8 protein-coding genes are annotated in these 12554 nt (G+C 66.1%); 1 reads left to right on the top strand and 7 read right to left on the bottom strand.

Features of this window, described 5'->3' with window-relative positions; genetic code table 11:
* Nucleotides 1–180: 180 nt before the first annotated feature.
* The 3 genes from ATK74_RS02560 to ATK74_RS02550 all read right to left on the bottom strand — a co-directional run bounded on the left by ATK74_RS02560 (nt 181) and on the right by ATK74_RS02550 (nt 8669).
* Nucleotides 181–5844, bottom strand: coding sequence for a glycoside hydrolase family 3 C-terminal domain-containing protein (locus ATK74_RS02560; RefSeq protein ID WP_169923699.1), 5664 nt, complete (start codon nt 5842–5844; stop codon nt 181–183).
* Between the two features lie 669 nt (nt 5845–6513).
* The gene (gene eutC / locus ATK74_RS02555; RefSeq protein WP_098459572.1) at nt 6514–7260 is read right to left on the bottom strand and encodes an ethanolamine ammonia-lyase subunit EutC; all 747 of its coding nucleotides are present in this window, start codon (nt 7258–7260) and stop codon (nt 6514–6516) included.
* Nucleotides 7257–8669: an ethanolamine ammonia-lyase subunit EutB gene (locus ATK74_RS02550; protein ID WP_098459571.1), complete on the bottom strand. Its 1413-nt coding sequence runs from the start codon at nt 8667–8669 to the stop codon at nt 7257–7259. The genes eutC and ATK74_RS02550 overlap by 4 nt, the downstream gene beginning before the upstream one ends.
* Before the next feature lie 150 nt (nt 8670–8819).
* On the opposite strand from ATK74_RS02550, the gene ATK74_RS02545 reads away from it, so the two are divergent.
* A complete protein-coding gene (locus ATK74_RS02545) occupies nt 8820–9671 on the top strand; it encodes an NAD(P)-dependent oxidoreductase (RefSeq protein WP_169923698.1) in 852 nt (283 codons plus the stop codon).
* 32 nt (nt 9672–9703) lie between these two features.
* On the opposite strand, the gene ATK74_RS02540 is transcribed toward ATK74_RS02545, so the two are convergent.
* From ATK74_RS02540 to ppk2, 4 genes are all read right to left on the bottom strand, one after another.
* Nucleotides 9704–10234 (bottom strand): GNAT family N-acetyltransferase, encoded by a 531-nt coding sequence (locus ATK74_RS02540; RefSeq protein ID WP_169923697.1) that lies wholly within the window; start codon nt 10232–10234, stop codon nt 9704–9706.
* Nucleotides 10235–10295: 61 nt separating this feature from the next.
* A complete protein-coding gene (locus ATK74_RS02535) occupies nt 10296–10907 on the bottom strand; it encodes an SRPBCC family protein (RefSeq protein ID WP_098459569.1) in 612 nt (203 codons plus the stop codon).
* A 67-nt stretch (nt 10908–10974) separates the two neighbouring features.
* The gene (locus ATK74_RS02530; protein WP_098459568.1) at nt 10975–11499 is read right to left on the bottom strand and encodes a hypothetical protein; all 525 of its coding nucleotides are present in this window, start codon (nt 11497–11499) and stop codon (nt 10975–10977) included.
* Nucleotides 11500–11569: 70 nt separating this feature from the next.
* Nucleotides 11570–12499, bottom strand: a complete 930-nt coding sequence (gene ppk2 / locus ATK74_RS02525) for a polyphosphate kinase 2 (RefSeq protein WP_098459567.1) — start codon at nt 12497–12499, stop codon at nt 11570–11572.
* Nucleotides 12500–12554: the final 55 nt, after the last annotated feature.

Raw genomic sequence — 12554 nt, 5'->3', positions numbered from 1 at the left:
CAAAGCGGCTTGTGCGGATGAAGTCTCGCCCAGCCCGGACGGCGGCGAGACAGGTGGTCAGCCAGGTACGGCGCGGAGGAACCCACGCCGTACCTGACCCCCACCACCCTTGCTCGAGGTCGTGGAGCCTCGAGCGGAGTGGGGAGCGGCAAGGGGCCGCTCCCCACGATCACTACTGGACTACTTGACCTTCGCGGAGTACTTGCTGGAGCTCCACTCCGAGTAGTAGTCCACTCCGGAGACGGTCTTGGAGGACCGAACCCGAACCTGGTACACCTTGCCCTTCTTCAGCTTCTTGATCGTCACACTGGACTTCGAAGCCGAGACGGTCACGCCCTTCCAGGAAGACGTCCCCTTCACCCGGTACTCGACCCGGTAGGCCGAGACTTGCTGACCGGAGGACGCTCGCTTGAAGGAAACCGTCACCTTGCCCTTCGCCGCCTTGGCGCTGGAGACGCTGAGCTTCGTCGGCAGGATCTTGAACTCAAGCACCGCAGTGCCGGAGTAGTCGCCCTTACCGATGATGGTGATCGAACCCTTGCCGACCGTGGTGTTGGCGCCGCTAGTGCTGGTCGCAAAGTCGACACCTTCGTACAGTCGCCGGTCACCCAGGGTCACGGTGAACCCGGACTTGATCGCCGAGCCGGTGTACACCTTGTCGTCCACGACGAACTTGGCTTCCGGATCATCGAGCGCAATCCGAGTGTCGGTGACGACACCGGCCAGGCCGGCCAGCGCTGAGGCGAGATCCGTCAGTGCGGAGTCCACCTGAGCCTGAGTCGCCGACGCATTGTCGAGGACGGACTTGGCAGCGGTCATCTTGCCCTGCAGGGCACCCCAGGTTGCACTGGTGTACTTGTCCGCAGACAGAGCCATTGCCGCGTCATAGGTGTGCTGCAGAACAGCCTTGTCGATCACCGGATCGGCAACCACCAGACCGGCCAGCGCATCGGTCAACTCACCGGTCGCGGTGTTCACCGCAGCCTGAGTCGCCGAAGCGTTGTCCAGAACCGTCTTCGCATCGGTCAGCTCGCTCTGGAGCTTCGACCACGACGTGCTGGTGTACTTCCCCGTGCTGTTCGACAGCGCCTTGCCAGCGTCATACGCCTTCTGCAAGACCGTCTTCACAACCGCAGGATCAGCAACCACCAGACCGGCCAGCGCGTCAGTCAACTCCTGCGCTGCAGTGTTCACCGCAGCCTGAGTCGCCGAAGCGTTGTCCAGAACCGTCTTCGCATCGGTCAGCTCGCTCTGGAGCTTCGACCACGACGTGCTGGTGTACTTCCCCGTGCTGTTCGACAGCGCCTTGCCAGCGTCATACGCCTTCTGCAAGACCGTCTTCACAACCGCAGGATCAGCAACCACCAGACCGGCCAGCGCATCGGTCAACTCACCAGTGGCGGTATCAACCGCAGCCTGAGTCGCCGAAGCATTGTCCAGAACCGTCTTCGCATCGGTCAGCTCGCTCTGGAGCTTCGACCACGACGTGCTGGTGTACTTCCCCGTGCTGTTCGACAGCGCCTTGCCAGCGTCATACGCCTTCTGCAAGACCGTCTTCACAACCGCAGGATCAGCAACCACCAGACCGGCCAGCGCATCGGTCAACTCACCGGTCGCGGTATCAACCGCAGCCTGAGTCGCCGAAGCATTGTCCAGAACCGTCTTCGCATCGGTCAGCTCGTCCTGGAGCTTCGACCACGACGTGCTGGTGTACTTCCCCGTGCTGTTCGACAGCGCCTTGCCAGCGTCATACGCCTTCTGCAAGACCGCCTTGTTGATGTCGGCGTCCGCAACGACCAGGCCGGCCAGCGCGGTGGTGAGCTCCTTGACAGCGGTGTTCACCGCGGTCTGCGAAGCCGTCCCATCGTCCAGCACGGTCTTGGCCGACGTCACCTTGGTCTGCAGCGCAGACCACGATGCGGTGGTGTACTTGCTGCTCGACATCGCCACTGCTGCGTCGTACGCACTCTGCAGCACCGACTTGTCGACCGCCGGATCGGCGACCACCAAGCCAGCCAGCGCCGCCGTCAGCTCCTTGGCAGCAGTATCCACCGCAGCCTGGGTTGCCGACGCATTGTCGAGCACCGTCTTGGCAGCCGTCAGCTTGGTCTGGAGCGCACTCCAGGACGTGCTGGTGTACTTGCCAGTGCTGTTCGACAGAGCGAAGACGGAGTCGTAGGCACTCTGCAGCACCGACTTCTCCACCACCGGGCTAGCGACCACAAGGCCGGACAGCGCGGTCTGGAGAGCGGACGCAGCCGCATCCAGGTCCGCCTGGGACTTGTCATCGCGAGCCGCGTAGACGGTCTGGGCAGTGGTCAGCGCGGTCGCCAACGCATCGGTGGAAGCCGAAGTGAAGTTGCCGAGCTTGCCGTTCAGCGCCGTAGTGGCACTGATCAGCGTGGCCAGAACCGTCGGATCGCCCTTGTACACGAGCTTGGCCATGGCATCGATCAGCGATGCCGCTGCTGCCTCGACCTCTCCCTGAGTCGCCGCCGGGTTCTCAGCGACCTGCTTGGCAGCTGCAGCCACCGTGGCCAAATCCGCCGCCGCCCACGAGCTCGTGGTGAAGACGGAGGAGTTGAGTGCGGTTGCCGCACTCACTGCCCGCTGCAGGTCGGTGGTGTTGAGCACCGCAGAGACCCTGATCAATGCCGACTCAGACACCTTCACGCTTGCAGCATCCGTAGCCGTGACCGTCACCCGGACCTGACCGGACTGCTTGGCGGTCAGCACACCGTCGGTGGTCACCTTGGCCTTGGCACTGTTGGTGTCCATCGGGGCGATCTGGTAGCGGTAGGTGACCCCGTTCGCAGCCGGAACCAGGTTCGAGGCGAGCTTCACACCGGTGACGGCCGAGTCGACCGGGATGGTCTTGTCGGCGAAGTCCACCCTGGCGGTGTGAGTGTTCGGGAACTGGGTGTCGGTGGCGTCCGGGGCGCCGGAGGTGACCACGACCGGGAAGGTCGTCGACTTGGTTTCGCCATTGGCCGTGGCCGTGGCCTTGATCAGAGCAACGCCCTTGCCCACAGGTGCGACAGCGCCGGTGGCATCCACGGTGGCAACCGCGGTGTTCGAGGACGAGTACTCGACGGTGAGCGCCGGGTCGGCCAGCTTCCAGAAGGTGAGGTCGTGCTTGGTCACCGAGAGCTGGGCATTGATCCGGTTGTCCGGGGTATCCAGGCTCAGTTCGGTGCCATCGGGCTGAGCCGAGACGACCTCGACGCCAGCGGTACGCGACCCGGTGACCGTCAGGGTCACCGACTTCAGATCGGCGTCAGCCGAGCTGGGGCCGGCCATGATGGTCCAGTCACCGTTCGGGAAGACCTTCTTGTGGTTCACGTCATCCCAGAACCACAGATCGCCGGCCTTGATGGTGACCTCAGCAACCTCGGGCGTTCCGGTGATCACACCGGTCTTGACGAAGCCCTTCAGCTGCTTGAGCGGACGCTGGTTTCCATCTGCGCCTTCAGGAGCCTTGGCGTAGACCTCGACGACCGCCTTGCCCAGGTAGTTGGCTACCAGGTTGCTCACCGACACCGAGACCTTCACCGACTGATCAGGGCTGATCGTCGAGGAGGACAGGGTCGGAGCGCTGTAGGCGAACGGCGAGTAGGACAGGCCGTGACCGAAGACGTAGTCCGGAGCCGCGCAGTTGTCGCCCACCTGGTAGTACAGGTAGGTGCGACCACACTTGGCGCCTTCGGCCTTGGTCATCCGGTAGTCCTCGATGCCCCGATCCGGAGCAGCGGCCGGGCCGAGCTGGGCGTCCACATTGGAGTACCAGGTCAGCGGCAGCTTGCCGGAGAAGTTGGCGATCGCGGTGCGGCCGTCCTCAAGGGTCACGGTGTCGTTGAACAGCAGCTGAGCCATCGCCGCACCCTGGTACATGCCGTTGAAGGACGACCAGACGATCGCACCCACCTCGGGCAGGTCCTTGAACAGGCTGAGATCAACCATGGTCTTGGCCTGGATCCAGACCACGACCTTCTTGTTGTACTTCTTGGCCAGCGGAGCGACCGAGTCACGGATCAGCTCGGCCTGCATGCGGGGCATGGTGACCGTGCTGCGGTCGGTACCCTCGCCACCGTCGTTGTTGCGGTGACCCACGACGACAACGATGTTGTCGGCCTGGGAGATCCGGTACTCGGCGGTGTTGGCGTCGGCAGTCGGATCACAGGGATCAGTGGCGCACTTCGAGGTGGTGATCGCGGTGCCACCGGAGTTGATGGCGTCCGGGAACACTGCCAGGTGATCGGACAGGAAGGGCGTAGCCGCACCAGAGGCGATGTCGCTGGTCGCGCCACCGGTCTCCGCGGCCAGAGCCTGAGCGAAGGTGGTGCTCACCGCGGTCGGCCCGGAGTAAGAGCCGGACTGGAACTTGTTGAGCGTGTCAACGTGCCCCAGAGCGACCGTCTTGCCGGTGGTCGCGCCAGTGAACGGAAGGGTGTCGCCGACATTCTTCAGCAGCACCGGAGCTTCCAGGGCGGACTCGTGCGCAACTGCACGGTGTGCCGCCGAAGCCAGCTTGACCTTGGCGTCGCCGCCCTCGGACAACGAGTAGGACTCGCTGTTCCACGGCACGTTGGCGACCGGGTCGAACTCGCCCATCTGGAACCGAGCAGTGAAGGCCCGGACCAAGGCGATGTCGATGTCAGCCTGGCTGACCAGGCCCTGATCCTGAGACACGGTCAGGCCGGTGGCCGACGGGTAGTCACTACCGGAGCAGTCCAGGTCAGTACCGGCCTTGAGCGCCCAGGCATTGCCCTGCGCCTTGGTCAGCTGAGTGGTCCCGCCGAGCTGGATCGGCTGCCAGGAGTGGCCGCGGGTGCCGTTGCCGTACACGCGGGTGATGGCATCGCAGTCGGAGACGACGAAGCCGTCGAACCCGAAGGAGCGACGCATCAGGGTCTCGATGGCATAGCGGCTACCGGCGGCCGGCGTACCGGGGGTGCCACCGGTGGTGGCATTGTCGCGCGGGCTCCACAGAGTCGGGAAGCTGGCTGCCGACGGGTAGTCGGTGGAGTAGCTCTCGACCATGTTGAACGCGTTGTAGGCGGTCATCAGCGAACGAGCTCCCGCGGCACCGGCCGATGCGGCGAACGGCTGGACGAAGTACTCCAGCATCGTCCGCTCGGTCAGGTTCGAGGTGCCGTAGTTGCGGTTGGCCTCGGAGTTGTTGGCCAGGTAGTGCTTCGGGGTGGCCACGGCCTTGATGTAGTCGTTCGGGCCGGCCGGAACGGTGTCTACGCGCGAAGCCGTGTCGCCCTGCATGCCCGTCACGAAGGCGCTGGCGATGCCCGAGGTCAGTTCCGGGTCCTCGGAGTAGGACTCGTCTGCACGACCCCAGCGGGGATCGCGGTTCAGGTTCTGGTTCGGCGACCAGTAGGTCAAGCCGTAGCAGGCACCACCGGTCGGGGTCGGGTTCGCCGTGCCGGGCGGGCAGGACGTGTTGTAGGTGACCCGCGCCTCGTCGGCGATGCCTGAGGCGATCTGCTCGGTCAGGTCGGTATTCCAGGTCGACGAGATCGAGGAGCTCTGCGGGTACTGGGTGTAGTTGCTGTTGCCCGAGATCACCGGGAAGTAGATGCCGTGGTTGGCCTCACCCCAGTAGCCGTAGGACTTCACGCCCAGACGCGAGATCACCTTCGGCTTGGCGGCCCAGGTGGAGTGCGGCTGCATGGCCCGCAGCTGGTCGTACTTCTCTTCCAGCGTCATTCGCGAGACCAGATCGGCCGCGCGCACACTGAACGGGAGCGCGGTGTTCTGATACGGCAGTGTGTCGTCCGCGATCGCCACAGTTGGAGCGCCAAAGGCTGCAAAGCCGCTGGCGATCACAGCCATGGAAGCAGCAAGCGCCAGGCTCTTGCGCCTGGCGAGATGTCGTCCGCCTGCCCCACTACTGGGTGCAGGTCTAGTTTCTACCATCGAAGGTGTCCCTCATTCCGTTACGGTCAACTGATTTCCGTTTCGTAGGGCCGTCGCAACGCGCGGCAAGGCGGCCGCGACACCTGCACAAAGCTGCAGGGACATCGGTCGCCCAATGCCGGAGACGCTGAAGGCAGCTCCGCTGGGGATGCCAGGAAGGCGAGCTCGCAAAGAGCCCGACTCAGTGGTTGGGCCAACTGGCACAACCACCATCGACGTCGGCCACCGCGAAGTGACCAGACCACAGGTTCGACTCCAGCCGCCTATGGCTGGAGCCTGGCCATTGGCGCGACGTTCCCCCTTGAACACCCTGACCAGCCCACGTTCCAGTCCACGAGAAACTGGTTTTGTGGTGGTTCACACCATATTTCTGCAGCCATCAGGCAGCCATCATGCAGCGACTGGATCCGGGATGGACGGCTAATGAAAAACGGCATGAAAGACCCAGTCAAACCGCCTAAGCGAGAGATGAGCCAGCTCCAGGAGGGCGAGTCCGGATCCCACCCCCGCCACTGCCCACGGAATCCAAAACGGCCAGTCAGAGCCAGTTTTGTTGTGGTTAGCGCGAAAGCTGCCCCGACATGATCAGCCGCCGAGTTCGGCGGACGGGCCGGTGTCCTTCAACGCCACTCCGGAGGCCCCGAGAGCGCGGGCACCGCGGACCAGTGCGATCGCCGTCGCCGCGGCCGCTGCATAGCCGAGCCCTTCGGGCGGGTGAATGTTCGAGATGCAGTTACGTTCGGCATCGGTGCGGCCCGGCCGAGGTGCGTGGGTGAGGTAGATGCCCAGGCTGTCGGCCACCGACAGCCCAGGTCGCTCCCCCACCAACACCAGGACGGTCTTGGCCCCCAGCGCCTCACCCACCCAGTCACCGATCGCCACCCGGGCCTGGGTCACCAGCACCGGCGGCGCGACCGTCCAGCTCGGGTCGAAGCCGGCGATCAGCGCTTCCAGGGTCGGGACGGCGTGTGTGCTGACCGCCTTGGACGACAAGCCATCGGCAATCACCAGGGCGAGATCCCAGTCGCCGGCCGGCAGCCCGTCCAGCCCGGCCGGGGCCCGGCCCAGGTCGGGGCGGCGCAGATAGACACTGCGATCCGGGGCCTGAGAAGCCAGGACGATCGGCTCGCCGAGCCCGAGGCCGGCGAGACCCGGGAGCAGCGCCGGGACGTCCAGGGGCACATGCACGGCGTCACGTGCGGCGGCCAGCGCCTCCTGCAGCTCCAGGACGGCCGAGGTCGGCAGGCTCATTCCGGCCCGACCCAGGCCGATCCGAGCCTGCGTGGTGGCCCGCAGCGGAGCCCAGGGGTCGGGCGTGAGTTCGGTGCTCATCGGACGACTCCCGCCAAGGACAGCAGGGACGAGCCGGCCAGCTCCAGACCGCGGACCGTGCCGTCCGGTTCGGCGATCCCCTGGGCGGCCAGCCAGGTCTCGAACTCCGGGGCCGGTTTCAACCCCAGCGCGTGCCGGATCACCAGCGCATCGTGGTAGGCCAGCGACTGGTAGCCGAGCATCACATCGTCGGCCCCGGGGACGGTGATCACGAAGTTCACTCCGGCCGCCGCCAGCAAGGTGAGCAGGGTGTCCATGTCGTCGAAGTCGGCCTCGGCATGGTTGGTGTAGCAGACGTCCACCCCCATCGGGACGCCGAGCAGCTTGCCGCAGAAGTGGTCTTCCAGCCCGGCCCGGATGATCTGCTTGCCGTCGTAGAGGTACTCCGGGCCGATGAAGCCGACCACAGTGTTCAGCAGCAGCGGCGAGAACTCCCTAGCCAGACCGTAGGCGCGGGCCTCGAGGGTCTGCTGGTCGACCGGATGCCCTCCGGTGCCCAGGTGCGCGCCGGCGCTCAGCGAGGAACCCTGGCCGGTCTCGAAGTACATCAGGTTGTTGCCGACGCTCCCGCGGCCCAGCGATTGCCCGGCGGCCATGCCTTCGCGCAGCAGATCGATGTTCACTCCGAAGGAGGTGTTGGTGCCTTCGGTGCCCCCGATCGACTGGAAGACCAGATCGACCGGAGCACCGGCCTCGATCAGGCCGATGGTGGTGGTGATGTGGGCCAGCACGCACGACTGCATGGGGATCTGGTAGCCGGTGCGGATCTCGTCCAGCATGCCGAGCAGGTCGGCGGCCACCTGTGGTGAGTCACCGGCCGGATTGATGCCGACCACGGCGTCGCCCTGGCCGAGCAGCAGCCCGTCCAGGATGGACGCGGCCACGCCACGCAGGTCATCGGTGGGGTGATTCGGCTGAAGCCGGGTAGCCAGCCGTCCGGGCAGCCCGAGAGTGGTGCGGAAGGCCGAGGTCACCCGGCAAGCCCGGGCCACCGCGATCAGGTCGGAGTTGCGCATGATCTTGCTGACCGCGGCCACCATCTCCGGAGTCAGGCCGGGGGCCAGCGCGGTCAGAGTGGCGGACGGCTCCGGCCGGCTGATCACGTCGAGCAGCCAGTCGCGCAACCCGCCGACGGTCAGGTGCGACACCGGCGCGAAGGCGTCCGCGGAGTGCGAGTCGATGATCAGCCGAGTGACCTCGTCGGTCTCGTAGGGCACCACGTCCTCGTTCAGGAAGGTGCGCAGCTCGACCTCGGCCAGCGCTCGCTGGGCAGCGGCTCGTTCCGCCTCGGACGATGCCGCAGCGCCGGCCAGCTCGTCCCCGGATCGCTTCGGGGTGGCCTTGGCCATCAGCTCCACCAGCGAATCGAACTGGTAGCTGTGTCCGTTCACGCTCTGCCGAGCGAACATGACCCTCCTCCTGGTCGAGCCTGACTCGACACCATCAAGGAGTACCGCCGCCGTGTTATGGACGGGTTACCGACCAGTTTCGCGGCCGAGAAGGGTCGGCCCGCCACCCGGCAGGCCGAAGCGTCACCCGCGATGAGTAGGGTTCGGCGCATGATCTCACCGACACGTCTTGCTCAGATCGGCGAGCTTCCGCTGCGTCCGGCCGAGCTGGGACGACTCGCTGAGTTGGCCGGCGGCACGCTGGCCGAGGCCGGCCCGGACACAGAGGTCGCCCTGATCTCGACGGCCACTCCGCTCACCGAGGATGCCCTGGCCCGACTGCCAGCGCTGCGACATCTGGCCCTGTGCGGGACGTCCTACGGACGCATCGACATCGACGCCATCCAGCGCCGCGGCATCTCCACGTCGAACGTCGCCGACTACAGCGACGAGACCACGGCCGAGGTGATCTTCATGCAGCTGGTCGCCGTGGCCCGCGGGTACGCACCCGTCCAGTGGCGGGCCGAGTCGCACGAGCTCTTCGGCAAGCGGCTGCTGATCGTCGGCCTGGGCGCTCTGGGCTCGGCCGTGGCACACCTCGGCCTGGCCTACGGAATGCAGGTGGCCCACCTCTCCCGCTCGGCCAAGCCGGAATGGGAGGCCAAAGGTGTGCGGCGGGCGGTCCGTCCGTCCGCGTTCGGCGAGGCCGACGTCGTCGTCGTGACCGGCCCAACCGGCGCTCCCCTGATCAGCGCGGACGATCTGGCCCGGCTGCATGACGCGATCCTGCTGCAGGCATCGGGTGGTCGAGTCATCGACGATGCCGCCTTCCGCGACTGGATCACCCGCGGGCACAACGTCGCGATCTTCGATCTGGCCGCCGGCGAGGACGTCTTCGCCGACTACGCCGAACTGCCGCGAGTGGTCTTCCCCCGGGCGATCTCCGGACTGAGCGACGAATCTCGCCAACGACTGGGCGAACAGGTGATCGCCAACGTCGAAGCGGCCATGGGCCGCGCCTGACGAACCGCGCGAGCGAGCCCACCCGCACCGCGTCAGGCCGACCCCGCAGCGAACTCGGCCTCACTGAGCTCAAACTGGCGATAGCAGCTTCGGATGCCCAAGAACTCGGCTTCCGCACCGAGGCCGGTCTCCCGCATTCCGAGTCGGCGCAGGATCGCCACCGATGCAGCATTGGCATCGACTGCCTCAGCCCAGATCGTCTGCAGCCCTAGGACCTCGAATCCATAGGCGAGGCCAGCTCGCGCGACCAGGGTCCCCAGACCGCGGCCCCAGCGATCCCGTCCGCCGATCAGGTAGCCCAGCTCGCGTCGATCCGGCTCTGACCCATGCAGGTCGATATAGCCGACGACTTCGCCGGACACACATGCGGCACGGCGGATCAGGTCCGGTGGGGGCTCGGCGATCATCGCTCGCCACCAGTTGCGGCGTCCGGCGGCGGACGTGCCCAGCGACCAGTCCGCGTGTTCGCAGAAGACTCGATCCTTGCCCCAGGCCGCAAAGACGACCGCATCGGCAGCTACCAGGCTGCGGAGCTGCACCTCGGGCGATAAGTCGTAGCGCACACCTTGACGGTATCGGCGGCAAGGATCCGGAGCACGCCGACCGGCTCAAGGACTTCGCCTACTAGCGGTGGTTTTGGGAGAGGCTGTCCTCGGCGCGAGCCTTGATGCCCAACAGCATCTTGCGGAACATGGGGAAGTCGCCGAGCTCCAGGATCGGGGCGAAAGCCAATCCACTAGGAGAGTTGTAGCCGATCCGGATCCGGCTGATCAGCCGGGTGCCCCCACCCGCGCGAGGGCGCAGCACCCAGACCCAGGTACCGGCCGCGGCGTTGCGCCACAGCAGCGTCTGGTTCGGCTCAACCAGCCCCACCGTCCACGGCGAGTCCTCGATCGGGCCGAAGGGGTTCATCGAGGCCGCCGGGTCGCCGACCGCGACCTGCTGCCACTCGTCCAGGAGTGCGGTGGCGCTGGGACGTCCGAGGTTGTCCAGCAGGTCGTAGGAGTACCAGCCGGCCTTGCCGGTGCCGATCTGGACGATCCAACCCCACACCTGCTTCGGCGCAGCGTCGATGTCGATGGCCCGAGTGGCGCGCATACCGAAGGCCGAGACCGGCAGCTCGTCGCCGGGCAGGGGCTCGCTCCGCTCGTCCGGAGTCGCACCCCAGCCGGTATGCCAGCTGCGGAAAGCCGCAGCCAGACCGAGCACCACCAGAACTCGTCGCAGCGTCTTCATGTGGCAACGCTACCCGGCTCGCAGTTCCGCCGAACGGGTGTCGAGATCAGTGCACGAGACGCGGGCGTCAGCCCAGCTGCTTGGTGCGCCGGCCCAGCCGGACGGCACCGAAGATCATCAGTAGGGCCACCGCCAGTTCGACCACGAGGCTGATCACCGAGATGGTGGTCGCGAGCCGGGCGAACTCCGGAGTGGCCACCTGCGCGGCGGTGTAGCCGCCCACGATCATCCCGATCAGCGGACCGCGAGCCGTACCGACCACCCAGGTCAGGACGAGGCCCGCACCGATCATGGCCAGCGCCGGACGAAGCTCGCGCGGCCCGGCCACCCAGCAGATCACCACAGTGATCACCACCACGATCGAGGCCACGATCAAGATCACGTTCAGGGTGCTGAGGATCGCGACCCACGCTTGAGCGAACTGCTGCGGGTTGTCGCGCGCCAGCAGAGCAGAAAGTGGGCTCCCCACGAAGCTGGCCACGATGAACAGCAGCAGGACCACCCCGACGATCCAGGCGGCCCAGCGAAGCGTGGAGTTGGCGATCGCGACCGAACGTGCGGGGATCCTCTGCGATGAAGCGGCTCTGCTCATGGGCTCATCATGACGCAGCCGGCGGCCTTCGATCCGCAGCGACCAGGTTCGCCCAGCCCGAACGAATGAGCTAGTCGGCCTTGATGTCCCGGGCACGATGGACGATCCGAGGATCGGGCGTCCCGACCACGTCGTAGTTCTTGTCCTCGTACTCGAACTGGCTGAGGAAGAACTTCATGGCGTTCAGCCGGGCCCGCTTCTTGTCGTTGCTGCGCACCGACATCCACGGCGCATGGTCGGTGTCGGTGGCCGCGATCATCGCGTCCTTGGCCGCGGTGTAGGCGTCCCAGCGGCCCAGCGACTCCAGGTCCATCGGGGAGAGCTTCCAGCGCCGTACCGGGTCGATCTGCCGGATCGCGAAGCGCGTCCGCTGCTCCCGCTGGGTGACCGAGAACCAGAACTTGGTCAGGTGAATGCCGGCGTCCACGATCATCCGCTCGAACTCGGGTGCCTGCCTCATGAACACCTCGTACTCCTCGTCGGAGCAGAAGCCCATCACTCGCTCGACGCCAGCCCGGTTGTACCAGGACCGGTCGAACAGGACGATCTCGCCCTCGGTCGGGAAGTGCTGGATGTAGCGCTGAAAGTACCACTGGCCGCGCTCACGGTCGTTCGGCGCGGCCAGGGCCACCACCCGAGCAGCACGCGGGTTCAAGTGCTCGGTGAAGCGCTTGATGGTGCCACCCTTGCCGGCCGCATCGCGTCCCTCGAAGACGATGATGTTGCGTAGCCCGGTGTCCTGGCCCCAGTACTGCAGCTTGAGCAGCTCGATCTGAAGCAGATACTTCTCCTGCTCGTAGGTCTCGCGATCCATCAGCTCGTGGTAGGGGTAGTCCTCCTGCCAGGTGAGGACGGCCCGGCCACCCGGGTCGATCAACTGCGGGTCGGCGCCTTCGCCGCCGGTCACCGAGTAACCCTTGGCGACCAGTTCGTCGATGAACTCGCGCAGGTTGACCTCGAGGTCGAGCGGCGTCGCATCCAATGCCGGTTTCTTGGCCATGACGGCTCGCGTCCTCTCAGTTGGTCAGCGCTCAGCCTAGCGACGAGGGGTTCTA

The organism is Propionicimonas paludicola, assembly GCF_002563675.1.
Lineage (GTDB): Bacteria > Actinomycetota > Actinomycetes > Propionibacteriales > Propionibacteriaceae > Propionicimonas > Propionicimonas paludicola.
Note: the sequence above shows the minus strand (reverse complement) of the source record. Positions and strands in the feature narration are given on the sequence as shown.